We start from the raw sequence: 25078 nt of genomic DNA on the forward strand, positions 1-25078 counted from the left end.
CGTCGAGTGGCCGACCCTGCCAGCCGGTTAGTTGAAGGGAACTGCCGTCGACCACCCCGGCGATCTGGGCGCGGGGCCGAAGTCGCAGTAGGGGTAGCTCTCGGTCCGGGAGTCGTCGAATTCAGCCGGTACGCTGCGGATGACGTCGGTCCGCTGCTCTGCCTGGTCCGGGTCACACCGGCGGGAACCCTTGTCGCCGTCGATGCTGCCGCCGACAATCTGGCCGGTGGCGTCCCGGAAAATGGTGCCGACGCCCCGGGTGAACAGGCCGGTGCAGTACGGCGAGACCATCCGGTAGTAAACGATCCCGCTGTGCGACTCCGCATCGACGATGGTGGTGCGGTCGTGTGTGGTGGTGACCCCGGCGACCTGGTCCGGTCGGTGCTCGACCCAGGTGGTGGCACCGAGCGTGGTGTCCACCTCGACCCGGTCGGCAGCGCCGGCCGCCTCGTCGACGTACACGGCGGTGCCGACGCCGGACCGGGCACCGGGCAGCAGCAGCGGAACTTCCAGCAGCACCGTCCCGCCGCCGTCTCCGATCACGACGGTGTCGCCGACGCCGTCGAGCACGTCGAACGAGACCCGAGTGCGGTAGGCGACGTACTCGCTGGTGTTCTCGACGACGACCCCGATGCTCGCGGTCGCCGAGCCGAGTCGACGCACCGGTGGGACGATCGTCACGCCGGATTCGACGACTCGCAGCCCGCCGCCGTCGGGTGCCTCAACGGACAGGCCGGCGGTGCCGGTGAGCGGGCGGTCGGGTGCCTCGATACAGGAGGCTGCCGGGTCGGGCTCCGAGCCGGGTGAGCAGGCAGCGGTGACTGCGGCAGCCGCGACCAGTACGACGGCGAGCGCCGCCGGCACGGTTGGCCGGGGCCGGATCGATGCGGGCATGGCGCGCCTGTCCCCACTGTTAAGCCGATGAACTGCCGCAGTTACCTCAACGTACTACATGGACACATCCCGTATGTGACACAGAGAGGTTGCGGTGACTCTAGGTGATGATGATCGGCCCGCTGGGCTCCTGTCGCCAATCCGTCACTTTCCGGTACGGCTCAGTTGGCGAGCGCCTGCTGGCCCTGCCGCAGCGCGGCGGCCATCGCGTCCCGGTAGCCGGACAGATCGGCGTCGTGCCGGTCGACCGCAGCGTCCAGCGCCTTTTCCCACGCCAGCCGCTGCGCCTCCCGCAGGCCGGTCTGGTCGGCGCACCCGGCGTCCGCGACGGCCAGCGCAATCTCCTTTTCCCGGGCCACCTCGGCCGGCCACGGTCCGCCCTCCGGCACCGGACCGCCGGGCCGCTCACCGACCGGGTGGTGGAAGAACTGGGCGAAGCGCCGGGCGTCCGCCGGGTCGAGCAGCGGCGGCTGGCCGTCCTGCTGGAGACAGCCCGACCAGGCGGCCGTCGCCGAGGTCACCGTCGGATCGGCGGCGTAACTGGCGCGTGCCGCCTCGTCGATCACGGTCACCGGGCTCGGTGGCGCGGCGACCTGGCCGTACACAGCGGACCTGGCCTCGCCGACGCAGCCGCCGAGAGTCGGATTGCCGGCGTCGTCGGTGAGGGTCTCGCCGTCGGCGGCACCGGTCAGCGCCTCCAGGTAGCGGTGCTCGTCAGCCGGTGACGGCCAGGTGAACCGTTCAGTGGTCGCACCGGTTTCGGTTTCGGTGTCGGCCCGGTCGGCGGTCTCGGCCGCGCGGATGCCGTACCCGTTCGCGTTCGCCTCGGCGAGCGTCGGTGACTGCTGCGGAGGTACGACCACCGGCCCGGGATACTCGGCCGAGAGCTGGGCGGGAAACCGGTCGATGCCAGCGTCGCGCAGGCACGCTTCGGTGAGCCGGCCGACGACGGCCCGTACCTGCGGGTCCATCTCCAGCGTGGCGGCGAGCAGCGGATGCTGGCTCGACGCCGGATCGGCTTCGCCGGGCTGCAAGCCCGAACCGGCCGGCGGCTCGGCTGCTTCGTCGGAGGTCGACGGCTCCGGCGAGCAGGCCGCCAGCATCGCCAGTACGCCGACCATCGCGGCGGTGGGAAGCAGCTTGCCGATGCGTTCGTGGTACAGCATGTTCAGACCGTCTCCGTTGATCATTGTTGCGGGTCGTCAGGGGGCGCGCAGTGCTTGTAAACCTCGGTCCGGGTGTCGGCTGCAGTCGGCGGCAGACTGCTCGGCAGCAGCGTCGACCCGGGGTGCTGGCCGGGCAGGCAGGCGTACGGCGAGACGGTGGGGTCGAAGCCCCCGCCGACCACCGTGCCGGCGTCGTCGCGGAACACCGCGCTGGTGCCGACTGAAATCCACTTTCGGCAGTACGGTGAGTGGACCTCGTAGGTGACCGTAGCGTCGATCTGGTCCGTACCGTGCCGCCGGGTCTCCAGATGCCGGGTGGTGATTCCGCCGGCCGTGGTTGCCGCAGCGTCTAGGGCCGCGTCCCGGGTCGCATCTGGCGTGTCTGCGGTCGCTGTCGCGGTCCAGGTCGCGCCGGAGACGGTGGCGTTCACCCGGGCGACCTCGACCCGCTGGCCGTCCTCGGACCGGATCCAGAACTGGCCGCCCACGCCGACGCGTTCGCCGGGGAGGATGACCGGGATCTCCCGGGGCTGGTCGAGGATCGTGGTGAGGACTGCCGACTCACCCGCACTGTCGAGGACGTCGAAGGTCACCAGGGCACGATGCGCGGTGTGCGTACTCGTGTTGGCGACGATGGCGCCGATGCTGACCATGGCGTTGCGGGTGATCGGCGCCGAGCTGCTGCCGAGCTGGGTGAAGCCGGACTCGACCACGTCGAGCCCGTTCCCGGCCAGCGCGGCAGTCGCTGTCGCTGTCGCTGTCTCTGCCGCCGATGGTGTCGCTCGATCCGGCGGCCCGATGCACGGCGCGGTGGGGGTTGCGGTCGCGTCCGGCTGGCCTCGCATCTGCAGGACGACAGCCGCACCGGCGGTCACCACCGCGACGAGCACCACTACGGACAGAGGCATGAGGATCTTTCGCCTTGGTCGGCTGGGATCAGGGGCATCCACGGTCGGTGTGGCCATGAAGCGTACTCCCACTTTCCAATGCGGACTAAAGGCGGCTCTGCCACGGTACAGCCTGGCAACCGTCGATGCCGACCGCCGCGCGGCCGGCTGCTCGCCGTCGCCGGTCGCAGGTGCGGGTGGGAGGCGTGCCGGTTGTCATGGCTCTCGGGACAGGTGTCGCCACAGCTTTGCTGCCGGAGGTGCATCAAGATGCACCTCCGGCAGCAACCCCGAGAAGCACACCAGCCCGCCGGTCGGCTCTGCTGAGGAAGCCAGCTCCGCTACTGGTCGTCACTGCCGCCGGTTCGCCACCGGCGGCCGGGCTCGGGGGAGCGTAGGCAACGGGAAACACTTTCACGACGGGTCGGGGCAGTGACTTGTCCCCGTTCGACAGAATGTCGGACCCACGGGGTAGACATGCTCGATCACCTTCCACGTCACTTATGGAGTGCCACTGATGTCGCTTGCTGACCGCCTGCTCGACGCGGTTCATTAAGATCGCTCGTATGCGGGGATTGTGTTCAACGGGAGGTACCAGCCGGTGGGCGGGCCGGGCGGCAAGATCATGCCGCCGACTTTCCCAATACCCGACCGGGAAAAGGCCGCCGCCCAACGCGAAGGCCGGGAGCCGGTGCCGTACGCCGTCGAACGCCGGCTCATCGACGAGACGCTGTGCGACACCGTCATCGTCGACCAGGTGCCGTCGCAGGCCAACCGGGTCGAGGAGGCGTTGCTGGCGGCGCGCGACGGCGGCCGCCTCGACCTGCCGATCTTCGAGTTGACCATGAAAGAGGAAGGCGTACGGCTGACCTCGTTGGACTTCCCGCACCGGTACGCTGACGCCTACCTGCGCGACAGCGACGTGAACGGCGAGCGATTCGACCGTAGCCCGGTCGGCAAGGCGCTACGCTCGACCTCGGCCATCGACGTACGCCCGCTCTACCAGCGGGAACCGTACTCGTTAATCTTTGGCGCCTGGGATTCGCACCGCAAGGGGCGGTGGCCGAAGTTCCCCCGGATCTACTCGTCGTCGATGTTTGGTATCGACTGGTCGATCGGGGACCGGCGGGCCGGCAAGGTCGACCCGGTCAACCTGACCGGCGCCATCGACGACAAGGGCAAAGCCGAGCGCGACTGGCGTTTCCTGCCGGAGGGCACGAAAGCCAAAGGCGGCAAGCTCAGCGAGATCGGGCATGGGCACATCGCGCCCAACACGGTGCACGGCGGGGTGACGGTGCGGGAGATCCGGCGGTACGGCTGGATCTCGCTCGCCGGTCTGGAGCGGCTGCGTTTCGGTGACGCGTCGGCCGAAGCGGCGACCGCGGCGCGGGCGACGCTCGCCGCCCTGGCGTTGGTCGGCGACCGGCTCGCGTTCGGGCGGGCCTCGCTGTGGCTGCGGTCCGGTGTGACCTGACCCGCCACCGCGAGACCGTCTCCTTTGAAGGCGACGGCGGCACGCTCGACCCGGTCGACGTGTCGACGACCGAGGCGATCGAAGCCTTCCGGGAGCTGTGCAGCCGGGCAGCCGCCGCCGGGATTCGGATGGACGACGACGTGATCGCGATCACCCCGATCAAGCCGCTCGCCGAGGCGATCCGGCACGCTCTCACCCAGTCCGTGGCAGAAGAGGCGTAGGTCCGGTGGCGCTGAGTATCACCGTACGGCTGAGGCAGGCCCGCTACGACGCGGCGGCGACCACACCCGTCGACGCGGAGTGGCCACCGCATCCAGCACGCCTGTTCAACGCGCTGGTCGCCGCCGTCGAGCACGGCAGCGGCAGCCCGGCCGAGGTCGCCGATCTGGCGGCGCTGCGCTGGCTGGAACAGGCCGGCCCACCCCTGGTCGCGGCGGTCCCACCGACCGACGTGCACACCAGCGTCCGCAGCGGCTTCGTGGTCACCAACGCGACCGAGGCCAACGCTGGCAGCACCTTCTGGCCGGGCCGTACCAACCGATCGAGCAGCCGCAGCAGCGCGCTGCCCGCCGACGATCGGGTCGCGTTCGTCTGGCCGGCCGCCGAGCCCGACGACGGCGTGCTGTGGCGGCTGACCCGGCTGGCCCGGCGGGTGCCGTACCTGGGCCGGTCCACCGGCAACGTCGAGATCACCGTGCACGATGAGCATGTGCCGCACCGCCCGAAGTGCACGACGTACCAGCCGACCCGCATCGGCACGCCGGGGTCGATCGAGCTGCGGGTGCCGTACCCCGGCTACGCCGACCAGCTTGTCGCCGCGTACGACAACGGGCAGCGTGCCTGGGAAACCGCGCGGTCGATCGCGTACGCGGTGGGCAGCCCGCCGGAGCCCGACGAGCCGCCAGCACCGGCCGACGCGACCGGCCCGTACCGGACGCTGCTGGTGTGGCCGGTACGGCGCGGCCACGTACCGATCCGTGGCGACCGGATCCTGCAGGTCGCCGGCCTGCTGCGACGCACCGTGATGGACCGGGTGGCTGACCCGCTGCCGGCCCAGGTCAGCGGGCACGGCGCCGACGGCCGACCGCACCTGGCGTACCTGCCGCTGCTCGACGTCGGCCACCGCCACGCCGACGGACACCTGCTCGGCGTCGCCGTCGCGCTGCCCACCGACCTGCCCGACACCGACCGCCGGGCAGTGCTGGCCGGACTGTTCGGCCCGACCGGCGACGACCCGATCCAGACGCTCAACGGCAACCAGTTCGGCCCGGTGCAGCTCGCTGACCCGGCCGAGCCGCCGACCACGTGGGGTGTGCGCGCCGACCGGTGGACCGGGCCGCCGTCCGGCGCAAAACAGTGGGTGACCGCCAGCCCGATGATGCTGGACCATTTCCCGAACCGCAGCCGCAGCGCCGCCGACATCGTCGCCGACGGGCTCGTCACCGCCGACTATCCCCGGCCGGCGTCGGTGACTGTGCTCGACGCCCCGGTGCTGCGCGGCGCGATCAGCGCACCCCGGCGCGGCACCCTGCCGAAGCAGCGGCCGTCCCGACCACTGGTGCACTGCCGGATCAGCTTCGCCGAGCCGGTACGCGGCCCGGTCATCGCCGGTGCCCTGCGCTACCTCGGCTGCGGCGTGTTCGTCCCGGAGGTGCCCGTTGCCCAACGATGAGCAAGCGGAGCGAACAATGCCCGGAACTGGCCGACAGGCCACCACCGAGGAGCTGACCGCCGCACACTTCGCCGACTTCGTTGCCGAGGCACACGGCGGACGCCGGCCGTTCCCCTGGCAGCAGGCGCTGCTCGACCGGATCCTCACCGACGGGCGCTGGCCCGACGTCATCGACGTGCCGACCGGGCTCGGCAAGACGACCGTGCTCGACGTCGCCGTGTTCGTCGCCGCGCTGCGCCCCGACCTCGCGCCCCGGCGGACGTTCTTCGTCGTCGACCGACGCCTCGTGGTCGACGAAGCCCACGAACACGCCACCGCCATCCGGGAGGCGCTGACCGGCACCGCCGGGCCGGTGTGCCGCGCGGTCGCCGACCGGCTGCGCGCCGTGGGCGACCCGGGCGAGGTGCTGACCGTCGCCCGGATGCGCGGCGGCGTCACCTGGGACCGCGTCTGGCTGGAACGCCCGGACCGGCACGCGATCATCACCGGCACCATCGACCAGGTCGGCAGCCGGCTGCTGTTCCGGGGGTACGGCGTCAGCGAGTACGCGCGCAGCATCGACGCGGCACTCGTCGGCACCGACAGCCTGATCGTCGTCGACGAAGCCCACCTGGCCACCGCGTTCCACACCACCGTCCGCGAGGCGTTCGACCTGGACCGGTGGCCGATCGCCCGCCGGCCGGTGCTGATCACCATGTCGGCGACCAACCCGGCCGACGACGACCGACCGGCGGCATCCGGCATCGGTACGCCGACGGTGCACACGATCAGCACCGCCGACCTCGACCACCCGGATGCGGGGCAACGGCTGCGGGCCGGCAAACGGCTACGCCTCGTCCAGGTCGACACCAACCGGCGCAAGGCCGCCACCGAGGTGCCGCAGGTGATGGCCGACCTCGCCGCCCGGCTGGCCGACCGGGGCGTGGTGGCCGTCGTCGCCAACACGGTCGCCCGCGCCCGCGCGGTGCCGTCACCGGCCCACGCGGGCCGGTCTCCATTGCGACATTTGCTACGCGCATCGGGACCGCGAGCAGCCGCAGCTCCGTCACCGGCCCACGCGGGCCGGTCTCCATTGCAACAGCTTGCCGGCGAACCTCTGAAATCCGCTCTCAGTGTCATCGATCCGCGAGGGTCGGTCTCCATTGTGACCTGCACGGCGGCCGGCATCCGGTCCAAGCGGCGGCCGTCCGTCACCGGCTCACGCGAACCCGTCTCCATTGCGACTTCAGCATGGCGTCCGGCCCGGAGCTGAGGTGCCCGACCGTCACCGGCCCGTCAAGGGCCGGTCTCCGTTCGGCAAGATGGATGGACAGGACTCTGCTTTCGGCTGGCCGATCGGTTTCGCTGAGTTGATCTCGATTGCGGCTCGTCATCATGACGTAGACCTCAGCGGGAGCCGGCGCTGGACCGCTGTAACGGGCCTCTGTGGTGCATGGCCGGTCGCCTCGCCAGCGGTGGGCTGGCGAGGCGACCGGCTGTGCACGTACGGGTGGGGTCAGCGGGCGGGGGTGTGGGTGAGGAAGGTGGTCCAGGCGGTGGGGGAGAAGGTGAGGGTGCCGCCGTCCCGGTCCTTCGAGTCGCGGACCAGGACCCGGCCGGGCAGGTTGCCGGCGACCTCGACACAGTCGCCGCCGGTATCGGTCGACCGGCTGGACTTGCGCCACTGCAGACCATCGGTAGTCGTCATGGGGTCAGCCTATATTTCTCGATGATGCGAAGCGACGCGCTGGTGGAGGCGGCGTCGCCGAGCAGCCTGTCCCACTTCCGGATCAAAACTGGATCGTCTCCTCGTCGTCGGCGACCTGGCCTTTGGCGACGTTCTCCAAGTATGCGGCTGGGTCGACGTCGGGTAGATCGGCGAAGACGAAGCCGCCGCCGAGACCCACGTGCGCCCCGACCTCGGTCGGCAGAATGTGAATCCGCACGTTCGGCATCTCGACGACCTCCTGGAGGTGCTGGAGCTGCCGGTCGAGGATGGCGTGGTCGCCCACCGGCCGGCTCAGCGTTGTCTCGTCGAGGATAAAGATGCACTCGGGCGGATTGTCGCGGGTCAGCAACTCCTGCCGATCCATCCGGATTCGCACCAGCTCCTCGGCCTTTGCTGGCGTGTGCAGGTTGCCTGCGGTGATGATCGCTCGGGCGTACTCCTCGGTTTGTAACAGGCCCGGGATGACCGTCGGTTGGAAGGTGCGGAGGCGGGTGGCTTCGGACTCGATCTTGCGCCAGGCGATGAACCAGGCGGGGGTGCGTTGGCGTTCGGCGCGGTCCAGTAGCTCGGTCAGCAGGCCGCCGGTGTCCAGAGCTACGTCGGCTTCTTCGGCAAACTTGAAGGTCGGCTTGCGTCGGCCGGTCTCGATCGCGGCAATCGTCGACGCACTCCAATTGATCTTCTCGGCGAGCCCGTCCTGGCTTACTCCGGCGGCGACGCGCGCTGCTTTGAGCGCGCGTATCCACATGATCATGTCCACCGCTTACCCCTCCGTACGTGAGTGATTTCACGGGTATGCCGATCCATCCTTACGGGAGAGTGCCGGCGGAGTCCAGAGTGTTCGCAGGAGAAGTTTCCGAGGATCAGCGGAGGGCAGAAATGAGCGTCCTGGTACCAGGTTCCCAACCGCCGGCCATCCCCGAGTTGAGTGAGGATCAGACCCGTGACGTCGCCATCCGGTACGCGACGAGCGTCGTCACCGACCACTGGCCTTCAAGAGAGTGGGCCGGCTGCCCGGTCTGCCTGACCGACGGATGCCGCCCGATGGACACCGCGCTGCAATTTCTACGCGTGGAAGACTTCGGGGCGTACGAGTGGTTCGCCGAGCTGCTGCGCGACGGCAAGCCGGTGAAAATGATCAACGATGAGAAATGACCCCCTGGTCAAAGTCGGCGACACGGTTTCGCTGAATACCGGCGACTACTGCTACGGGCTCGGTCGACTCGTACTGCGGGTCACCCGGGTCGACGACGGCGCGCAGCATCCGGGGATCGAATGGGTCCACCTGGTCGGGGTCGAGGTCGTCGGCGGCGAGGACCACCGCTTCCGCTCGATCGTCGTACGGGCGGACGCGCTGCGCCGCCCCGGCGCGGTGACCCGTCCGGCCCGGCGCCGCCCGTGAACTCGTCGAGTGGAGGGCTGGGGTACCTAATTTGTCGAGAATTACGTACCCCAGCCCTCCACTCGACGCGTCGGTGGCGCAGCGGCGGTGCGGCTACTGCGGAAGTCGCTGCGAGAAGCGGATGTTGTTGCCGGACGGGTCGCGGACACCGCAGTCGCGTACCCCGTACGGCTGGTCGATGGGCTCCTGCATGACCTCCGCCCCGGCGGCCCGGACCCGATCGAACGTCGCGTCCACGTCGTCTACCAGGAAGATCAGCCCACTGAGCGAGCCCTTGGCGAGCAGTAGTTCCAGAGTCTCCTGGTCGGCGGCGCGACCCATCGCGGCGACTTCGAGCACGATCTCGACGTCCGGCTGTCCGGGCGGGCCAACAGTCAGCCAGCGGACGCCCTCGAACGGCAGGTCGGTGCGGACCTCCAGGCCGAGCACGTCGCGGTAGAACTTCAGTGCCTCGTCCTGGTCGCGGACAAGCAGGAACGTGTGGGAAAGCTTGATTGTCATGCCAGCGACGCTACGCCGGCCGGCTGACCTGGGCTTCTCCGAACCGACTTGATACTCCGGCCGGGCGGGTCGGGCGGGTGACGGCCTTGACGTAGCAGGCCGGGATGGCCGCGCCAGCGGCGTGTGACCGGGCCCGGTACGCGCTGGGCGTCTCACCGACCAGCTCGGTGAAGCGGGAGCTGAACGAGCCGAGCGAGGTGAACCCGACCGCCATGCAGACGTCGGTGACGCTCAGGTCGCCCCGGCGTAGCAGCGCCTTGGCCCGCTCGACCCGCCGGGTCGACAGGTAGCCGTACGGGCTCTCGCCGTAGGCGGCCCGGAACAACCGGGTGAAGTGCGACGGCGACATGTACGCAGCCCGCGCCATCGCCGGCACGTCCAGCGGCCGGGCGTACTCCCTGTCTAGCAGGTCCCGGGCGCGGCGCAGTCGGACGGCTTCCTCGACGTTCACCCGGTCAGACTGCCACGCCCCACCGACACCCGGCGTCGTCGTTTAGCCCGACGGAGTCAGGTCAGTTTGACGGGGTCAGGCCGCGCCGAATGTCGGCGGATGAGGCTCCGTGCAGGTCGGGTCGGTTGACGCCCAGCTGGCCGACCACTTGGCGGGCGTCGGCGACGTCCTGGTGCAGTCGGGTGAAGGCGTCCGCCACCTTGGTCTCGTCCTCGACGAACTTCTCGTTTTGTTTGGTCAGCGCGCCCTGCACTGCGACCGCGACGTCCTGCGCCGTGGTGCCGCCGATCTCGACGGGCTCGGCGTCGCTGCCCACCTCCAGCCCTTGCGCCAGGGTGCTGGTCGAGATGATCACCGCGCCAACCCAGGCGGCCATGCCGCCGGTGGTGGCGATCAGGGTGCCGGCGGCGATGCCGATCAGGGTGCTCCAGGTGTAGCTCTTGGCCGATTTGCCGCCCGCGCCGAGGTCACCGAGGGCGGCGATCGCCTTGTCGAGCAGGTCGAGGACGGCCTTCCGCTGGGCGATCTTGCTGATCTTGTTGGCTTCTAGCAGCTCCTTGGCGATGCGGGCGGCCGCAGCCTGGCAGGCCAGCCCGTTCTCCAGCGGGGCGACGAAGTTGCCGATGAACGTCTGCTGGAACGAACCCTCCCAGTGGTTCTCCATCTGGTCGCGGACGGTCTGCAGCCCGGTGAGCCCCATGTCGCGGTTGCCGAGCTCGCCGGCTTCGGCAACCGATCCGCCGAACATCGCGGCGATTGTGCCGAGATTGTCGATGGCCAGGTTGGCCTCGTCCGGGTCCGGCGTCAGGTAGCTATTGAAGGTGGGGACAACCCAGGCGTAGTGTTCGTTTTCGATCGCATACTGCCACTGCCTAAACTCCGCCTCGGTGAGGACCACCTCCTCGTTCGGCAGCCCGGGGCCTTTGTTGATGACGACGGAGAACGCCCCGGAGGTGATGGTGTACGCCGGCCGGTCCGGGTTGGCCTTGTTGTACTCCTCCAGCAGCGCATCCAGGTAGGAGCGCATGTCCTGCAGGGTCTGCCGGACGAACTCCTGCCGCAGCTTTTCGGCCTTTTCGGTCAGCTCCGAAACGAATTTTAGATTCGCGTACTCGGCGGGGGTGTCGGCGTTGCCCATGGTCGCCGCCTTCAGGAATCGCCGGACCGGCGTGGGGCGGGGATCGGCGTGCCGGGGTCGTCCTCGGACCCCGGTGCCGGCGGCGCGATCGCCGGATCGGTGGAGTTGCGCCACGGGTCGGCGAGAAGCGCCTGAAGCTCGCTCGCTGCCTGCGCGTCGGTCGCCTCGTACGCGAGCCGGGCGTCCCGTACGGCGGTCGCGCCGTCCAGCACCACATCGCCGATCTCGGCGTACATGTCCTGCAGTTCGTAGCGCAACGTGTTCCACATGGTCAGGGCGAAGATCAGCCCGGACGCGCTGTCCGCCCCGGCGACCAGCCGGTTCGCGTCGTAGTAGACGTCCGCCACGCGCGGCAGCAGCGCCTCAGACACCCGCCACAGCGCGTACAGGTCACCACCGGTGACATCCTCCGGCATCGCCATCACCCCCGGTTGACGGTCAGTGGAACCGCTCGGGCGGTTTGCCGAGCGGTGGTGCGTTCATGCTTTGCGGCGGCGTACCGCGACGACCGCGACCAGCAGCGTCACCGCGACCGCGACCCCGGCGGCCAGCACCCACCACGGCCGTACCGCGCCGTCGGAATCCGCGTCGCCGCCGTTGCCCGGACCGACGGCGGAGATCGCCGGCAGCTCCAACCGGTACACCTTGTGCTGGAGCGGGTCGACCAGGTAGCCGAGCTCGTCGTCCGCCATGGTCAACGGGCCGGCGAACGACGGACCCGCCAGCAGGGTCTCCACCCGGCCGTCTGGGTGGAAGCGGTAGAGGCCGTCGTCGGCAGACAGATACCGGGCGTTCGCGGTGGCGGCCAGGTAGAGGTTGCCCTGCCAGGCGCCGGCGGGGATCGACGCCGACTGCGATTCGGAGTACGCCCATCGGCTGTCGCCGTCGCGGACCACCGCGCGCATCACGTTGTCGGACAGGCCGTACAGCAAGGTGCTCGCCACCCAGCGGTCGCCGTCGGGGTCGTCCGCCGTTGAGATCGGCGCGTACGGGAAAGTGAACGTCGTCGCGTCGCCGCCCGCCACCAGCCCGACGTCGCCGCTGCCGATCAAAGTGTCGATGACGCCGTCGGCGTCGATCCGCCGGACCCGGTAGTTGCGCAGGTCGCCGAAGACCAGCCCGCCGTTGGCGTCGACGGTCAGGCCACTGACGTCGCGGAGTTGCGCCTCGACGGCCGGCCCGCCGTCACCGGCGAACCCGGCCTCGTTGCTGCCCGCCACCGGGGCGACGTCACCGCCGGGCGACAGAGCGAGGATCCGGGCGTTGCCGCTGTCACCGATGTAGGTATTCCCGGCGCTGTCGACCGCCAGACTGCTCGGATAGCTCAGGCTGACCTCGCCGACGGGGACGGTGCGGATCACGCCGTCGGTGGATATCGCCCGGACGACCCCGTTGCCGGTGTCGGCGACGTACACGACCCCGTCCGGTGTGACGGCGACCCCACCGGGCTGGTTCAGCGCGGCCGCCGTGGCAGGACCGTCGTCGCCGGAGTATCCGGCCTCACCGGTTCCGGCGTACAGCGTCGCCGTCGCTCCGTCGGCCGGAGCCGCCGCGCCGGCCAGTGCCGGCAGCGGGATACCGACTGTCGCCGTTGCGACGAGTGCCGCGGCGAGCCCGCGCGCTGTTCGTTTCACCGCCTAGTCTTAACACAGAGTGGCAATCGATTGTTGTCTCGTCGCTGTCGTCGCCCGGGTCGGGTTTTGACGGTGGCCAGGTGACCTGCGGAACGGGGGAGAGATGAGCGAGCCCGACCCGGACCGGCGACCGCCGATCTCCGCGTCGTCCCCGGACGGTGCGATCTGGGCGGACACCACCGACGGCACGGACCTGCGGATCAGCTTCAGCTACGCGGCGTACGGTCGCTACACCGACGACACCCTCGCCCACCAGCTGAGCCGGCTCGGTCAGGCGATGTGGGTCGCGTTCCAGCGGTCCCAGGACGAGCTCCACGAACGACGGTCGGCGTCGTTCCGGGTCATCGTCAGCGCGCCGGCCCGACCCGAGCAGACACCAGGGCAGGCCGCGTACACGCGGGCGCTCAACGAGGTGGTCGCGTCCGGCGGCTCGCCGGACGGTTCGATCACGGTACGCACCACCGGTGCCCTCTCCTGGACCGTGCAGCTCGCCGAGGGCACGGTCACCCGGCTGGGCGAGAGCGCGTTCGTCTCCCAGCTGACCGCGGCCGTGCAGGCGATGCTGGCCGACCGGGAGCGCAAGATCGCCGCGTTGAAGGCCGAGTTCCTTGACCTGGGGGTGCCGAAGCGCTGGACCGCCCTGCTGAATCAACTACGTAGCCACAACCGCGCCCAGGCATAGCCGCTGGTAGCCGAAATCCAGGACGCTGCCTCGTCACTAGGCTGGCAGTCTTCAACATGTCGCATCAAACTCGTGATTGAGTCTGGTCGACTGACTCTGGCTCCGGGGTCAGCCTGGTTCGGTGTCCTCGGGCCGACGAAGGCTCCGGGAGCGGGCGGCGCGCCACCCTGGGCCGACGACAGCCACCAGGCCGATGGCGCCGACGCCACCGAACCACGCTGTAGTGATCGTTCGTGCCGCGTCCAGCCCGGGGATACAGGAGGTGGTCAGCGGCTCTCGCTGACCGAGTGGGTCGATGTCGACCTCGACCTTCGTGCTGACCGGCTCGGCCGGCCCGCAGAACGGAACCCAGCCGAGATCGTCGCCGCCGGCGGACAGCTGGTAGCTGGGGCGGCACAGTTCGGTGCCCGGCACGCACCCGTCACGGACATCGGTGACCTCGGCGGTGACCTGTTCGCCGTACGGCGAAAGGTTGCCTTCGCCGTACGCGGCGGCGAAGGCGAGACTGAGCGCTCCGACTGTGATCCCCAGCAGTGTGCGTCCGGTGATGACGACCGTCGTCAACCGGCTGGCCCGGTTACCAGAAGGCACGCGAACGGGCCAGATGGCGGCGACTACGTAGGCGGCTGCAGCTGCCCACAGCACCAGGACGGCCGTGACGGAGGTGAGTCCCGGTTCCTGGCCCAACAGGAAGCCGCTGAGGAGGGTCAGCAGCACCGCTGCGCCGAGCCACAGCATCGCCATGCTGCCGATTGTCCGCGCGCCGGGCCCGCCGCGCCAGGGCAGCCGGCCCAGCGCAATGATCAACGTCAGCTATCTGACATCGTGCACGGATTCTGGCCGCACTCCGTTGTTCTTGACCGCCATGCCGCGCTTCCCCGGCACCACCACCTGTCCGTCGGTGACGAGCATGAACCGCTCCAGGCCGGGGACGAAGATGTTGACCACGGCCAGGTTTCCGGTGACGTAGTGGTCACGCTGCAGCGGTGCAAGCCGCGTCTGGTGAGGGCATGAACGAGCTCGTCGAAATGGCCGGCGGCCGTGTCCGGCGCTTCCGTGTCCCGGTACGGCACCAGGATGGCGTCGCCGAGCCGGGTACTGAAGTCGCTTCGGTAACAGGCATGGAGCGCGGGATAGGGCGTCGTCCAGTCATGCCGGACGGGCGTCATGGCGGCGAACGCGGAGTGGATGTTCCCGAGGGAGGACGCCAGGTGGATCTGGACCAGCTCGCTCACCGCACGGGCGATCGCATAGTGGCGGGAGAGCGAGGCGCCGCAGCTGCGGATCCGAGCCGGTTCGCCGTCGCGGGTAGGAAGGTAGGCGAAGATCGCCGGCACGCCCAAATCGGTGGTCATGTCGATCAGGTGCAGCCGCCGGCCGGTGATGGTCTCCGCAGCACACACCAGGGCTGCGAGGTTGTCCGGCAACGTGCTCGCCTCGATGAGGACCAGCGGGGACCTTCGCGGGCCCGGCTGTAGGTGAACCCATAGACGGGGTGTGGACGGCGAGATGAGGGTGGATTCGTGAAACGCCGCCGTCGCGGTCGTCTGCGCCTGACATGGAATCTCTTCGAATCAATCTACTCGGCGTGGTGTGCGGCCGCCGGGGCTCTGCCGATCTCGACATGGGAAGCCCGCAGCAACAGGCCCTGCTCGTCGTCCTTCTCCTGCGGCCGGGTCAGGCGGTGAGCGCAGCCGTTCTGATGGAAGCACTGTGGGGCGACGACCCGCCGGTCACGGCGACGAAGAGCCTCCGCACGTACGCTTGGCGCTGGCGCAAGGTGCTGGAAAAGGACGTTGCCCAGCCCCGGCTCCTGACGACCGTCGGTGACGGCTATCGCCCGGAGGTGCCGGAGGACGCCATTGACGTGCGGTGCGCCGAGGCGCTGGCCCGTCGCGCCCGTCGCGCCAGCCGGGCCGGCGACGCGAGGAGCGCCCGCGCGATGCTGGCCGCCGCCGGGCGATACCACCTGCATCCTCTCGTGCGGTCGTTCGCCCTCGCCCAGGACGTCGCCGGGGGAGCCGCAGCGACCGGGGCCGCCGGGCAGCCGTTGGACAGCCTCGCGAGCGCCTGGCGCCGGGCAGCCGCAGAGCTGCCGAACATCGTCGCGCTGGGCAGGCAGATGGCGGCCGGCGAGGCGGACCTTCTTCGTCGCTTGGTGGATCTGATGATCGCGATGTCACCGTCCGGGCCGGACCCACGCGCGGAACCGACGATCGAATTGTTGTCTGTGTTGTACGCGGCGGCGGACCATGCGGCGGCGGACCGCGCGGGCGACGGGAAAGTGGCCGAGCGCGCGCGACCAAGATCGCCGCCCGCCTGTGCGCAGAGCATGACGACATCGCGATCCTGCGGCAGGCGTTGGACAACCTGGGGCTGCTGGCGCTGCGTCTCGGTGACTACGACGCTGCCGTCACCCTTTTCGAGGAGGCGATCGGGCTGGCCCGCCGGCTACGCCATCGCACCGGCGAGTTCGTGTCGATCGTAAACGTGGCACTGACCGAGCTCAATCGTGGACGGTCGGCCGAGGCCGAGGTCGCCTGCCGGGAGGCCCTGGACTCGTTCGACGATCTGTTGGACGACGGCGCGACCGCGTACGCGAGGTATGTCAATGGTTCGGCCGGTGCCTCGATCTGTCTGTGTCAGCCGGTCTGCTAGTGCGGGAGGCGAGGGCGCGTTGCCGGCTGGCGGACGCCTTGCGGGAGACCGGCGAGCTGGAGCTGACTCTCCGGCATGCCGACTGGCGGCCGGTCACTGTGAGCGGCTGGGCGACCAGCGAGATCAGGCCTACGCCTACGCGGTGCTCTCCCGGGTGCTGCACGCGCTCGGCGCCGACCGGGAGTCCCGCGAACAGCTGATCCTGGCCCACGACCTGTTCACCGTGCTCGGCCTGCGGAGGCCGCCGAAACCGGACGGCAACTCGCCCGGCGTCCCTGACCGGCCGCAAGCAACCGGGCTAGCCGCGCAGGACGACGGTGTCGAGAACGTCGAAGCGGGTCGGGGCGTCGCGGCGGCTGCCGACCAGGAACGCTACCTCGCGGCCGGGCTGGCACAGCGGCCACCAGAACTCGCCGACCAGCGCGCGCCGCAGCGGCAGCCCGCAGTAGCGCTGCCGCTGGCGTTGGTAGGCCACCACGTCCCGGTCGCGCAATTCCTGTACGTGGCTACGGCAGACCGGATGGTGACAGTGGTAGCGGTAGGCGACGGTGAACGGCGGTCGGCGTAGCAGGTCGTGCACCACCGGACGGAAAAGGTCGGGCTCGGTGCGGCGCCAGGTGGCGGCGGACCAGCGTTCGGCGGGCGGTGCCACCGGGGTCCGGTTGACCCGTACGTAGCGCAGCTCGGCGACCCGGATCAGGGCCAGGGACTGGGCGTCGGGACGCCGCGCCGCAGAGTCTTCCAGGTCGCACATGGACCATTCGGCGTGGCGGTGCAGGATCGCGGCGCGTCCGGGCCACCGCCGGGCTTCGTGGCGGACCCGCAGAGTTGCGGCGTGGATCCGCCAGCTTTCCGGGCGGGGGTCGTCCGGGTCCGGCCGAGCGACAGCCGTGACGATGTCGTAGCGCCGCACCGGCGCAGCCTGGCTGAGCGGGTGGGCGGGGATCTCGTCGAACCGGATCCAGTGCTGGGGGCCGTCGAGGCGGAGACCGACGAGGGTGGTCATCGCGCCGTGTGCCGCGGACGGCACCGGCGGGGTGACACCAGTGACCAGGACCTGCATCCGGGTCGCACCGCTGTCCTTGCCCGGTGGTGGTTCGTAGTGTGGCGTCCGGTACAGCTCGCTCACGCACGCCTCCGGCTGAGGGGTAGCCATTGGTGATTGGGCGACTACTCATTGCGAACAGGGTTGCACGGGTGGCGCCTCCAAATCCAGAGCTGATTTCGCGGACCGGGTTGGCGTGGTATCGTGTTGGGCATTCGCCCAATACGAACGTTCAGGGCGACCGCCCAACGGCTGCTGCCCCGGAGGTGGGAGATGACGCAGACCGCCGCCGAACGCGGCCGGCAGGTGCGGGCCCGGCTGCGCGCCGCCGCAGTCGAGTTGATCGTTGAGCGCGGCTGGGCTGCGGTCAGCACCCGGCTCGTCGCAGACCGGGCCGGGGTCGCCCCCGGGCTGGTCCACTACCACTACGCCTCGGTGCGGGCACTGCTGATCGAGGCAGCCACCGGCACGATGACCGACCTCGCCGGCGAGCTGGACGCTCTGCTCACCGGGGCGGTGAGCCCCGAGGCCGGAGTACGTGCCCTGCTCGCCGCCCTCGACGGATACTCCGGCACCGACCCGACTTCGCTGCTGTTCGTCGAGGCGTACCTGGCCGCCGCCCGCGACGCCGAGTTGCGTCAGGTGCTGACCGGCATCCTCGACGGGCTGCGCGGCCGGATCGCCGACTGGCTGGCCGGCCACGGCGTCGCCGACCCGCCGGGCAGCGCCGCCGTGCTGGCCGCTGCCCTCGACGGCCTCATGCTGCACCGTCCACTGTCATCCGACCTCGCCTCGGACGCGGTCGCCGGACCGCTGATCCGCCTGGTCGCCACCGACACCACCGACACCACCGACACCACCGACACCACAGCATGAGCACCACCGACAACGCCACGACGGAAGGGGACCGACAGTGAAGGCGGTCATCTGCGGCGCCGGGATCGCCGGGCTGGCCCTGGCCCACCGGCTGGACGCCGCCGGCTGGGCGGTGACCGTCCTCGAACAGGCGCCGGCGCCGCGAACCGAGGGCTACATGATGGACTTCTTCGGGCCGGGCTACGACGCCATCGAACGGATGCGGCTGCTGCCGCAACTGCACGAGTCCGGCTACCAGGTCACCGCGCTGACCTACCGGGACGACCAGGGCCGCCGCCGGGCCAGCCTCAGCTACTCCCGGTTCGCCGACATCGTCGACGGTCGGCTGGTCAGCATCATGCGTCCCGACCTGGAACGGATTCTGCGCGAGGCGCTGCCCGGCCGGGTCGCGCTACGCTACGGCAGCCGGCTGGCCCGCATCGACCACCGCGCCGACCGGGTCGACGCCACCACCGTCGACGGCACCGTCCACCGGGCCGACCTGCTGGTCGGCGCCGACGGCATCCACTCCACGGTCCGCCGGCTGACCTTCGGCGACGAACGGCACTTCCTGCGCCACCTCGGCTTCCACACCGCCGCCTGGGTGTTCGACGACCCGGCGGCCCGCGACGCCGTCGGCGACGAGTTCGCCCTCACCGACAGCACCCGGCGCCAGCTCGGCTGCTACGTGCTGCGCGATGGGCGGATCGCCGTCTTCGCCGTGCACCGCACCACCGACCCGCAGCTGCCGGCCGATCCCCGGTCGGCCCTGCGCCAGGAGTACGCCGGCCTCGGCTGGATCGCGCCGCAGGCGCTCGCCGCCTGCCCACCCGCCGACGACATCTACTACGACCAGGTCGCCCAGATTGAGCTGCCGGCCTGGAGCCAGGGCCGGGTGGTCCTGGTCGGCGACGCCTGCCAGGCGGTGTCCCTGCTCGCCGGGCAGGGCGCCTCGCTGGCCGTCGCCGGGGCGGAAACCCTGTCCGCCGAGCTGACCCGGGCACTCGACCCCGCCGCCGGCGCCGACCCCGGCATGCTGGCGATAGCGCTGCGCCGCTACGAGACCGCGATGCGACCGGTCGTCACCGACAAACAGCAGGTGGCCCGGCGGGGGGTCCGCTGGTTCGTGCCGGAGCACCGGTGGTGGCTGCACGTACGGCGGGCCGCGCTGGCCGCCGCCGGGCTGCCCGGCATGGACCGGGTCATCGCCGGAGCCATGGTCGGCAAGTCCAGCACCTGACCCGCGGCAACGGCCGCCGGGCCCAGTGCCTGACCTGGGTGCGCGCGCAGCATGCCGGTGCCGACTCCGACCCCGCCGAGCTGGGTGATCCGCGGCCGCGGGCTGCTGGTGGCGGCCCCGCTGCTCGCCCGCCCAGCTACGCCGGCGTCGGCGCGGAGGCCGCCCGGGAGGCGGTGGAGGCGGTGGTCGTCAGCTACCCGTTCGTGACGTTCGTCGACCGGGCAGCGTACGCCGAGGCGCGTACCGGCACCGTCGACACGGTGCTGCGGTTCGTACTGGCGCTGCTGGCCCTGGCGATTTTCGTCTCGCTGCTCGGGCTGGCCAACACCCTGACTCTGTCGGTGGTCGAACGGATCCGGGAGCCCGCCCTGCTGCGGGTGTCGGTGTGACCCGGGCCAGTTGCGCCGGATGCTCGCCACCGAGGCGGTGCTGACGGCGGTCAGTGGTACGGCGGGTGGCATCGCAGTCGGAGTGGCCGGGGCGGCGAGCGCGCTCGCCGTGCTCAACCGTGCCGAGGACGACGTCTTCCGGCCGGACCTACCGTGGCCGCAGCTCGGGGTCGTCGTCGCGGTGGCGGCGGTGGCCGCGCTGGTCGCCTCGGTGCTGCCGGCCCGCCGGGCGCTGCGCCAGCCGGTCGTCGAGTCGCTGGCGGCCGACTAGGTCGGCGACTGTTGATCGCTGATTGCCAGATCAACGCTTTCCTGGATCGGAAACTGCCTGGATCCGCTGCGGGGGGCGACTTCGGGCAGTCCGACAAAGACAGATATCTATAGACGATCATTGATATTCGGACCAATGGATGCGATAGTCGGGTGGAAGCGCTCCCGCACCCGTTTGAGCGCCCAGGAATGGAGGACGAACCGTGCGTTCACGCAACCTCGACCAACCCGGTCGGCGATCCCGGCCGCCCGCCCGCCAGCCTGTTCGAGCGCTTGTTCTGCTGCTCGCCCTGATGGCCGGCATGCTGCCGTTCACCGGCGCGGCGCAGGCTCACGGCACCATCGTCAACCCGGCGAGCCGCGCCTACCAGTGCTGGCAGGACTGGGGACACCAGCACATGAACCCGGTTATGCAGCAGCAGGACCCGATGTGCTGGCAGGCCTTCCAGGCCAACCCGGACACCATGTGGAACTGGATGAGCGCGCTGCGCGACGGGCTTGGCGGCAACTTCCAGGGCCGCACCCCCGATGGGCAGCTGTGCAGTAACGCGCTGTCTCGAAACAACAGTCTGAACCAGCCCGGACAGTGGAAGAAGACCAACGTCGGCCGCAACTTCACGATCCACTTGTACGACCAGGCCAGCCATGGCGCCGACTTCTTCCGGGTCTACGTGAGCAAGAACGGGTTCAACCCCGCTACCCAGCGGCTCGGGTGGGGAAACCTCGACTTCATCACCCAGACCGGCCGGTACGCGCCGGCACAGAACATCAGCTTCAACGTTTCGACCTCCGGCTACACCGGACACCACATTGTCTTCGTGATCTGGCAGGCGTCCCACCTCGACCAGGCCTACATGTGGTGCAGTGACGTGAACTTCGTCTGATCGGCAGGCCGACGAACGACGGCACGGCACGCCCGCCGGCCCCGGACATCCGCGTCCCGGGCCGGCGGTCCTGCACACTCGGGGGCTGTCCGACCCCCACCCGCACCGGTACGGTGTGCCGGGTCTGCCGACCCGGGGAGCGTGCACATGGCCGACATGTCAGCGGAGATCGCCGCCGAACAGGCGTACTTCGACGCCGCCGCCCGGGAGCGCGACCGGCGGGTGGCCGCGCTCGCCTCGCTGGCGAGCAGCGGGGCCGACCGGGCCACCGCCGCCCGGCTGCGCCGCCACGCCGAAGCCGTCACCCGGGCCCTCGGCGGCGCTGCCGACGCGGTCGCGTTCGGCCGCATCGACGACGAGTCCGGCGAAGCGTACTACCTCGGGCGGCACCTGATCGGCTCGCCCGACGGCGGTGACCCGCTGGTGATCAACTGGCAGTCGCCGGCCGCCGCCCGCTACTTCACCGCAAACCCGGACGACCCCCAGGGCCTGGTGCGTAGACGCGGATTCCAGTGCACCGGCAACGTCATCGACGATTTCGACGACGTCCTGTTCGCCGAAATCGCCGCCGGGATCGCGGGCGGGATCGCGGGCGGGTCGGCCGACGGGTCGGGTCGGGCCGACGTCGACGTACACCTGCTCACCGAGCTGGCCCGGGGCCGCACCGGTACGTTGCGCGACATCGTCGCCACCATCCAGGCCGCCCAGTACGAACTGATCCGCGCCCCGCTACAGCAGGTCCTGGTGATCGAGGGCGGCCCGGGCACCGGCAAGACCGCCATTGCCCTGCACCGGGTCTCCTGGCTGCTGTTTCAGCATCCCGAGCTGACCGCCGACGACGTACTCGTGGTCGGCCCGCATCCGACGTTCATGCGCTACATCGGCCAGGTGCTGCCTGGGCTCGGCGACGCCGAGGTCGAGCTGCGCGACATCAGCCGGCTCGCCCCGACGGTACGGCGTGGCCGGGCCGAGCCGGCGGCGGTGGCCCGGCTCAAGGGTGACGCCCGGCTGGCCGGCCTGCTCGACCGGGCGCTGCGCAACCGGATCGGCACCCCGGACCCGGCGGAGCGGCTGCTGCTGGGCAGCCGGTTCGTCACCCTGCCCGGCGAGCAGGTGCAGCAGGCGCTCGACGCCGCCGCCGGAGCCGACCTGCCGTACAACGGTCGCCGTCAGCTGTTCCGTGACCGGCTCGCCGACCTGGTCCAGGACCGGTCCGGTGTCGACCCGCGCGGCGAACCGGCGTTGGTCAACCTGGTCGAGCGGCTCTGGCCGCAGCAGAGCCCGGCGGCGTTCCTGCGCGGCCTGCTGGCTTCCCGGCCCCGGCTGCGCGCCGCCACCGGCCCGGCCGCCGACGGGTTCACCGCCGACGAGTTGGCGCTGCTGCACCGGCGCGGCGCCGACCGGATCTCCGAAGAGATCTGGTCCGCCGCCGACCTGCCGCTGCTCGACGAACTGGAACAGTTGATCGACGGCGGGCCGCCGCGCCGGTACGGGCACGTGGTGGTCGACGAGGCGCAGGACCTGTCACCGATGCAGCTGCGGGCGGTGACCCGACGCAGCCGCACCGGCTCGTGCACGGTCATCGGCGACCTGGCCCAGTCGACCGGCGGTTGGGCCCGGGACAGCTGGGACGAGGTGACCCGACATCTGCCGACGACCTGCCCGGTGCGGGTCGCGCCGCTGCGGTACGGCTACCGGGTGCCCCGCCAGGCGTACCAGTTCGCTGCCCGGCTGCTGCCGGTCGCCGCGCCCGGCGTGACACCACCGGAAGTGGTCCGGGACGGTCCGGCCGAACCCGGCGTGCACCGGGTCGGGCTCACCGAGCGGGCCGGTCGGGTCGTCGCCGTAGCCGGTGAGCACGCCGCGCGGGGCGCGTTCGTCGGCGTCGTCTGCCCGCCGCGCTGCCGCCGCGAGGTCGAGGCGGCGCTCGCCGACAACGGACTCGCCTGGAGCAGCGCCCAGCAGGGCGACCTCGGCGCGGCGATCAACCTGGTCAGCCCGATCGAGGCGAAAGGCCTGGAGTTCGACGCCGTGGTGGTCGTCGAGCCGGAACAGATCGTCGCCGACGACGAGCGCGGCCACCGGATGCTGTACGTCGCGTTGACCCGAACCACCGGCCATCTGGACGTGGTCTGTGTCGGCGACCCGCTGCCACTGACCACGCGGTACCGCCCGGATCCGGGTTCGGCCGACGAGCAGCCCGACTTCACCGAACGGTCCGCCCGCCTGCTCGCCGAGCATCTCGCCGGTCAGCTGCGCGCCGGTGCGCCGGCCGCGCACTGGGCGGAAGTCCTCGACGAGGTACGCCGCCAGCTCGCCGACTGACCACCCGCAACCGACTTGCCACAGTGCGGAGCTACTGGCTGGCCGGTGCTGCGCTGTCGTCAGGAGCTGCTGGCGGGGCGGCTGAGTACCGCCGAGGTGAGCCGTCGGCCGACAGTCGCCTGGACGATGTTCTTCTGGATGACGGCCTTGGCGGCCCGGCTCGGCAGCGCCACCCCGAGTTCGGCGGCCAGGGCCCGTAGCTCGGCGACCTTCAGCCCGAGATCGTCGAGGTAGCGTCCGGCGGCCACCCGGTCGTCGATCGCCGCCAGGTCGGCGCGGATCCGGTCGGTGTCGACGACGACCGCCGGCTTCGTCGCCTTGGCGGCCCGGCTCCGGCGGGCCGGTGCCGGTGCCGGTGCCGGTGCCGCAGGCTGCTGCGGCCCGGACGTGGCGGTGGCGACGGTCAGCTGCGCGGTGCCGTCGGCGAGCGCGGCCAGTTGCTCCGGCGGCAGGGTACGGAGGAAGTCCGCGACCCGGATCAGGACGGCGTGGGACAGGTCGGCGGCGCTGGTCACGTGACTCTCCTACGGGCGGATCTTGGCGAGGAACTCGCTGGCGAGCTGTTGCAACTCGTACTGGACGTTGACGTTCGCGTCCGGCATGAGGACCGCGGGCAGGCCGTGCTCGCCGGCTGAGGCGAACACCGTCTTGTTGTCGCGGATCATCTGCTGGAAGCGCGGGATCTCGATGGTCGCAGGATGGCCGATGAAGTTGCGCAGCGCCAGCAGCGGCCCGTGCCCGGTGTACTGGACCATCGTGAAGACGATGCCGAGGATCTCCGGGCTGATCTGGTCGGCCCGGCCCGCCGCGACCCGGTTGTAGTCGGTCACCAGCTCGGAGACCTTCTTGCGCAGGTAGTCGATGCCGAGCGTGGACAGGTAGTCCGGCCGGGCCGGGATCAGGATGTGGTCGCTGGCGACCACCCCGGTGCGGGTGACCATGGTGAAATTCGGTGGGCAGTCGACCAGGACGACCTGGTAGTCAGTGAAGGCGGGCGCGGCGAGCGCCTCGGCGAGCGCCCGGTGCAGGGACAGGAAACGCGGGCTGCCGTGCTGGAACCGCGATCCGCCCAGGCTGGCGGCGAAGTCGAGGTCGGCGTCGGTGAGCATCAGATGGGACGGCACCAGGTCCAGCCGACCTGTGCTGTGCTGACCGATCACCTCGTTGACCGTGGGCGGGGTGAGCAGGTAGCGGTCCAGCGGCGCGGCACCGCCCCGGTCCAGCACCTCACCGAACCACTGCAGGATGGTCCGTTCGTCGGCCAGCTCCCGCTCCCACATGGTCGGTTCGACGAAGGAAAAGGTCAGGCTCGCCTGCGGGTCCAGGTCGATCAGCAGCACCCGGTGCCCTCGGTACGCGAGTTCAGCCCCGATGTTGGCGGTGACGGTGGTCTTGCCGACACCACCTTTGTAGTTGATGACGGACACCACGGTCATCGGACGCTCCGCACACACATGGTCAGCAGCATGCCACGTGGATGTGTGCGGTGAGCTTGATGCCCCACGTGCGCAAGATGCGCCTGTGGCGTCAGCCGCGCTCAGATCGACCGCCCCTCGGTGGGCTGTACGACGGCTCTCAGGCCGGCGCGGAATGATGCGGCGGGCAAGGTCGTTGTGCATGGTCGCGCCACGCACTCCGGCCTGCGGCAGCCCGGCTCAGGCCGCCGGCCACCAGGCCCAGGCCCGTAGCCGTTGAGCACCGGCCGGGCGGCCCGGCGGGTGGGCCCGGTCGGGAATCGTCGGCGGGCCGGCGTGGTTGTACATGGTCACGGCGCGCGGCAGCGCCCCCCGCGCCACCGCGTCT

At 70.6% G+C, this 25078-nt stretch carries 30 protein-coding genes; 15 read left to right on the plus strand and 15 right to left on the minus strand.

What is annotated here, in order from left to right; all coding sequences use genetic code 11:
• Positions 1-27: 27 nt before the first annotated feature.
• From ACFHW1_RS18030 to ACFHW1_RS18040, 3 genes are all read right to left on the minus strand, one after another.
• On the minus strand, positions 28-894 hold the full coding sequence (locus ACFHW1_RS18030) for a hypothetical protein (protein ID WP_416557268.1): 867 nt from the start codon (positions 892-894) through the stop codon (positions 28-30).
• 161 nt (positions 895-1055) lie between these two features.
• Positions 1056-2060, minus strand: a complete 1005-nt coding sequence (locus tag ACFHW1_RS18035) for a hypothetical protein (protein WP_416557267.1) — start codon at positions 2058-2060, stop codon at positions 1056-1058.
• 20 nt (positions 2061-2080) lie between these two features.
• Positions 2081-2968, minus strand: coding sequence for a hypothetical protein (locus ACFHW1_RS18040; RefSeq protein ID WP_416615744.1), 888 nt, complete (start codon positions 2966-2968; stop codon positions 2081-2083).
• Positions 2969-3524: 556 nt separating this feature from the next.
• Here ACFHW1_RS18040 and cas7u point away from each other — a divergent pair.
• From cas7u to ACFHW1_RS18060, 4 genes are read left to right on the plus strand one after another with little or no spacing between them, the layout of a single operon-like run.
• Positions 3525-4421, plus strand: coding sequence for a type I-U CRISPR-associated RAMP protein Csb1/Cas7u (cas7u, locus tag ACFHW1_RS18045; RefSeq protein WP_416615746.1), 897 nt, complete (start codon positions 3525-3527; stop codon positions 4419-4421).
• Complete coding sequence (locus ACFHW1_RS18050; protein WP_416557264.1) at positions 4397-4642, plus strand: hypothetical protein; 246 nt, start codon at positions 4397-4399, stop codon at positions 4640-4642. The genes cas7u and ACFHW1_RS18050 overlap by 25 nt, the downstream gene beginning before the upstream one ends.
• A gap of 5 nt (positions 4643-4647) precedes the next feature.
• Entirely contained in the window at positions 4648-6093 is a 1446-nt protein-coding gene (gene csb2, locus ACFHW1_RS18055; protein WP_416557263.1) for a type I-U CRISPR-associated protein Csb2, read from the plus strand.
• Positions 6094-6109: 16 nt separating this feature from the next.
• Positions 6110-7345, plus strand: a complete 1236-nt coding sequence (locus ACFHW1_RS18060; RefSeq protein ID WP_416557262.1) for a DEAD/DEAH box helicase family protein — start codon at positions 6110-6112, stop codon at positions 7343-7345.
• Between the two features lie 243 nt (positions 7346-7588).
• On the opposite strand, the gene ACFHW1_RS18065 is transcribed toward ACFHW1_RS18060, so the two are convergent.
• Together ACFHW1_RS18065 and ACFHW1_RS18070 are read right to left on the minus strand one after the other, a co-directional pair.
• Positions 7589-7780 carry a DUF397 domain-containing protein gene (locus tag ACFHW1_RS18065; protein WP_416557261.1) on the minus strand — a complete coding sequence of 64 codons (192 nt, stop codon included), beginning with the start codon at positions 7778-7780 and terminating at the stop codon, positions 7589-7591.
• Between the two features lie 82 nt (positions 7781-7862).
• Entirely contained in the window at positions 7863-8555 is a 693-nt protein-coding gene (locus ACFHW1_RS18070) for a helix-turn-helix domain-containing protein (RefSeq protein ID WP_416615761.1), read from the minus strand.
• Between the two features lie 23 nt (positions 8556-8578).
• On the opposite strand from ACFHW1_RS18070, the gene ACFHW1_RS18075 reads away from it, so the two are divergent.
• Complete coding sequence (locus tag ACFHW1_RS18075; RefSeq protein ID WP_416615748.1) at positions 8579-8956, plus strand: hypothetical protein; 378 nt, start codon at positions 8579-8581, stop codon at positions 8954-8956.
• Positions 8946-9203: a hypothetical protein gene (locus ACFHW1_RS18080; RefSeq protein WP_416557259.1), complete on the plus strand. Its 258-nt coding sequence runs from the start codon at positions 8946-8948 to the stop codon at positions 9201-9203. The genes ACFHW1_RS18075 and ACFHW1_RS18080 overlap by 11 nt, the downstream gene beginning before the upstream one ends.
• Before the next feature lie 93 nt (positions 9204-9296).
• Here ACFHW1_RS18080 and ACFHW1_RS18085 read toward each other — a convergent pair whose 3' ends face one another.
• The 5 genes from ACFHW1_RS18085 to ACFHW1_RS18105 all read right to left on the minus strand — a co-directional run bounded on the left by ACFHW1_RS18085 (position 9297) and on the right by ACFHW1_RS18105 (position 12927).
• A complete protein-coding gene (locus ACFHW1_RS18085) occupies positions 9297-9704 on the minus strand; it encodes a VOC family protein (RefSeq protein WP_416557258.1) in 408 nt (135 codons plus the stop codon).
• Positions 9705-9714: 10 nt separating this feature from the next.
• Complete coding sequence (locus ACFHW1_RS18090) at positions 9715-10155, minus strand: helix-turn-helix transcriptional regulator (protein WP_416615749.1); 441 nt, start codon at positions 10153-10155, stop codon at positions 9715-9717.
• 61 nt (positions 10156-10216) lie between these two features.
• The gene (locus tag ACFHW1_RS18095) at positions 10217-11293 is read right to left on the minus strand and encodes a hypothetical protein (protein WP_416615750.1); all 1077 of its coding nucleotides are present in this window, start codon (positions 11291-11293) and stop codon (positions 10217-10219) included.
• 11 nt (positions 11294-11304) lie between these two features.
• The gene (locus ACFHW1_RS18100; RefSeq protein WP_416615752.1) at positions 11305-11709 is read right to left on the minus strand and encodes a hypothetical protein; all 405 of its coding nucleotides are present in this window, start codon (positions 11707-11709) and stop codon (positions 11305-11307) included.
• A 63-nt stretch (positions 11710-11772) separates the two neighbouring features.
• Complete coding sequence (locus tag ACFHW1_RS18105) at positions 11773-12927, minus strand: hypothetical protein (protein WP_416615753.1); 1155 nt, start codon at positions 12925-12927, stop codon at positions 11773-11775.
• A gap of 103 nt (positions 12928-13030) precedes the next feature.
• Between ACFHW1_RS18105 and ACFHW1_RS18110 the strand changes: the two genes are divergently transcribed.
• Positions 13031-13609 (plus strand): hypothetical protein, encoded by a 579-nt coding sequence (locus ACFHW1_RS18110; protein ID WP_416557489.1) that lies wholly within the window; start codon positions 13031-13033, stop codon positions 13607-13609.
• 108 nt (positions 13610-13717) lie between these two features.
• Here the strand turns inward: ACFHW1_RS18110 and ACFHW1_RS18115 are convergent, their stop codons facing one another.
• The gene (locus tag ACFHW1_RS18115) at positions 13718-14353 is read right to left on the minus strand and encodes a hypothetical protein (protein WP_416557490.1); all 636 of its coding nucleotides are present in this window, start codon (positions 14351-14353) and stop codon (positions 13718-13720) included.
• Between the two features lie 65 nt (positions 14354-14418).
• Positions 14419-15036 (minus strand): YcaO-like family protein, encoded by a 618-nt coding sequence (locus tag ACFHW1_RS18120; protein WP_416557491.1) that lies wholly within the window; start codon positions 15034-15036, stop codon positions 14419-14421.
• Between the two features lie 197 nt (positions 15037-15233).
• On the opposite strand from ACFHW1_RS18120, the gene ACFHW1_RS18125 reads away from it, so the two are divergent.
• Together ACFHW1_RS18125 and ACFHW1_RS18130 are read left to right on the plus strand one after the other, a co-directional pair.
• Complete coding sequence (locus ACFHW1_RS18125; protein WP_416615754.1) at positions 15234-16097, plus strand: AfsR/SARP family transcriptional regulator; 864 nt, start codon at positions 15234-15236, stop codon at positions 16095-16097.
• Positions 15995-16267: a tetratricopeptide repeat protein gene (locus tag ACFHW1_RS18130; RefSeq protein ID WP_416615763.1), complete on the plus strand. Its 273-nt coding sequence runs from the start codon at positions 15995-15997 to the stop codon at positions 16265-16267. The genes ACFHW1_RS18125 and ACFHW1_RS18130 overlap by 103 nt, the downstream gene beginning before the upstream one ends.
• A gap of 298 nt (positions 16268-16565) precedes the next feature.
• Here ACFHW1_RS18130 and ACFHW1_RS18135 read toward each other — a convergent pair whose 3' ends face one another.
• Positions 16566-17396 carry a hypothetical protein gene (locus ACFHW1_RS18135; protein ID WP_416615756.1) on the minus strand — a complete coding sequence of 277 codons (831 nt, stop codon included), beginning with the start codon at positions 17394-17396 and terminating at the stop codon, positions 16566-16568.
• A 189-nt stretch (positions 17397-17585) separates the two neighbouring features.
• On the opposite strand from ACFHW1_RS18135, the gene ACFHW1_RS18140 reads away from it, so the two are divergent.
• From ACFHW1_RS18140 to ACFHW1_RS18165, 6 genes are all read left to right on the plus strand, one after another.
• The gene (locus ACFHW1_RS18140; RefSeq protein WP_416615757.1) at positions 17586-18188 is read left to right on the plus strand and encodes a TetR/AcrR family transcriptional regulator; all 603 of its coding nucleotides are present in this window, start codon (positions 17586-17588) and stop codon (positions 18186-18188) included.
• A 37-nt stretch (positions 18189-18225) separates the two neighbouring features.
• Positions 18226-19407, plus strand: a complete 1182-nt coding sequence (locus ACFHW1_RS18145) for an FAD-dependent oxidoreductase (RefSeq protein WP_416557495.1) — start codon at positions 18226-18228, stop codon at positions 19405-19407.
• A gap of 38 nt (positions 19408-19445) precedes the next feature.
• Entirely contained in the window at positions 19446-19796 is a 351-nt protein-coding gene (locus tag ACFHW1_RS18150) for a hypothetical protein (protein WP_416557496.1), read from the plus strand.
• A gap of 10 nt (positions 19797-19806) precedes the next feature.
• Positions 19807-20067 (plus strand): FtsX-like permease family protein, encoded by a 261-nt coding sequence (locus ACFHW1_RS18155; protein WP_416557497.1) that lies wholly within the window; start codon positions 19807-19809, stop codon positions 20065-20067.
• Between the two features lie 202 nt (positions 20068-20269).
• The gene (locus ACFHW1_RS18160; protein ID WP_416557498.1) at positions 20270-20950 is read left to right on the plus strand and encodes a lytic polysaccharide monooxygenase auxiliary activity family 9 protein; all 681 of its coding nucleotides are present in this window, start codon (positions 20270-20272) and stop codon (positions 20948-20950) included.
• Positions 20951-21097: 147 nt separating this feature from the next.
• Positions 21098-23275, plus strand: coding sequence for a HelD family protein (locus ACFHW1_RS18165; protein WP_416557499.1), 2178 nt, complete (start codon positions 21098-21100; stop codon positions 23273-23275).
• Positions 23276-23334: 59 nt separating this feature from the next.
• Here the strand turns inward: ACFHW1_RS18165 and ACFHW1_RS18170 are convergent, their stop codons facing one another.
• Together ACFHW1_RS18170 and ACFHW1_RS18175 are read right to left on the minus strand one after the other, a co-directional pair.
• Positions 23335-23790, minus strand: coding sequence for a hypothetical protein (locus tag ACFHW1_RS18170; protein ID WP_416615759.1), 456 nt, complete (start codon positions 23788-23790; stop codon positions 23335-23337).
• Between the two features lie 9 nt (positions 23791-23799).
• Positions 23800-24711, minus strand: a complete 912-nt coding sequence (locus tag ACFHW1_RS18175; RefSeq protein ID WP_416557501.1) for a ParA family protein — start codon at positions 24709-24711, stop codon at positions 23800-23802.
• Positions 24712-25078: the final 367 nt, after the last annotated feature.

The sequence above is a fragment of the Micromonospora sp. LOL_014 genome, from assembly GCF_048060245.1.
Lineage (GTDB): Bacteria > Actinomycetota > Actinomycetes > Mycobacteriales > Micromonosporaceae > Micromonospora_E.

Bases quoted from the DNA above. Each gene is read 5' to 3' on its own strand.
- ACFHW1_RS18100 (WP_416615752.1), bottom strand. From the start codon at position 11,709: ATGCCGGAGGATGTCACCGGTGGTGACCTGTACGCGCTGTGGCGGGTG.
- ACFHW1_RS18040 (WP_416615744.1), bottom strand. From the start codon at position 2,968: ATGCCTCTGTCCGTAGTGGTGCTCGTCGCGGTGGTGACCGCCGGTGCG.
- ACFHW1_RS18115 (WP_416557490.1), bottom strand. From the start codon at position 14,353: ATGGCGATGCTGTGGCTCGGCGCAGCGGTGCTGCTGACCCTCCTCAGC.
- ACFHW1_RS18060 (WP_416557262.1), top strand. From the start codon at position 6,110: ATGCCCGGAACTGGCCGACAGGCCACCACCGAGGAGCTGACCGCCGCA.
- ACFHW1_RS18095 (WP_416615750.1), bottom strand. From the start codon at position 11,293: ATGGGCAACGCCGACACCCCCGCCGAGTACGCGAATCTAAAATTCGTT.
- ACFHW1_RS18035 (WP_416557267.1), bottom strand. From the start codon at position 2,060: ATGCTGTACCACGAACGCATCGGCAAGCTGCTTCCCACCGCCGCGATG.
- ACFHW1_RS18065 (WP_416557261.1), bottom strand. From the start codon at position 7,780: ATGACGACTACCGATGGTCTGCAGTGGCGCAAGTCCAGCCGGTCGACC.
- ACFHW1_RS18125 (WP_416615754.1), top strand. From the start codon at position 15,234: ATGGGAAGCCCGCAGCAACAGGCCCTGCTCGTCGTCCTTCTCCTGCGG.
- ACFHW1_RS18030 (WP_416557268.1), bottom strand. From the start codon at position 894: ATGCCCGCATCGATCCGGCCCCGGCCAACCGTGCCGGCGGCGCTCGCC.
- ACFHW1_RS18175 (WP_416557501.1), bottom strand. From the start codon at position 24,711: ATGACCGTGGTGTCCGTCATCAACTACAAAGGTGGTGTCGGCAAGACC.
- ACFHW1_RS18080 (WP_416557259.1), top strand. From the start codon at position 8,946: ATGAGAAATGACCCCCTGGTCAAAGTCGGCGACACGGTTTCGCTGAAT.
- ACFHW1_RS18165 (WP_416557499.1), top strand. From the start codon at position 21,098: ATGGCCGACATGTCAGCGGAGATCGCCGCCGAACAGGCGTACTTCGAC.
- ACFHW1_RS18070 (WP_416615761.1), bottom strand. From the start codon at position 8,555: ATGATCATGTGGATACGCGCGCTCAAAGCAGCGCGCGTCGCCGCCGGA.
- ACFHW1_RS18085 (WP_416557258.1), bottom strand. From the start codon at position 9,704: ATGACAATCAAGCTTTCCCACACGTTCCTGCTTGTCCGCGACCAGGAC.
- ACFHW1_RS18110 (WP_416557489.1), top strand. From the start codon at position 13,031: ATGAGCGAGCCCGACCCGGACCGGCGACCGCCGATCTCCGCGTCGTCC.
- ACFHW1_RS18140 (WP_416615757.1), top strand. From the start codon at position 17,586: ATGACGCAGACCGCCGCCGAACGCGGCCGGCAGGTGCGGGCCCGGCTG.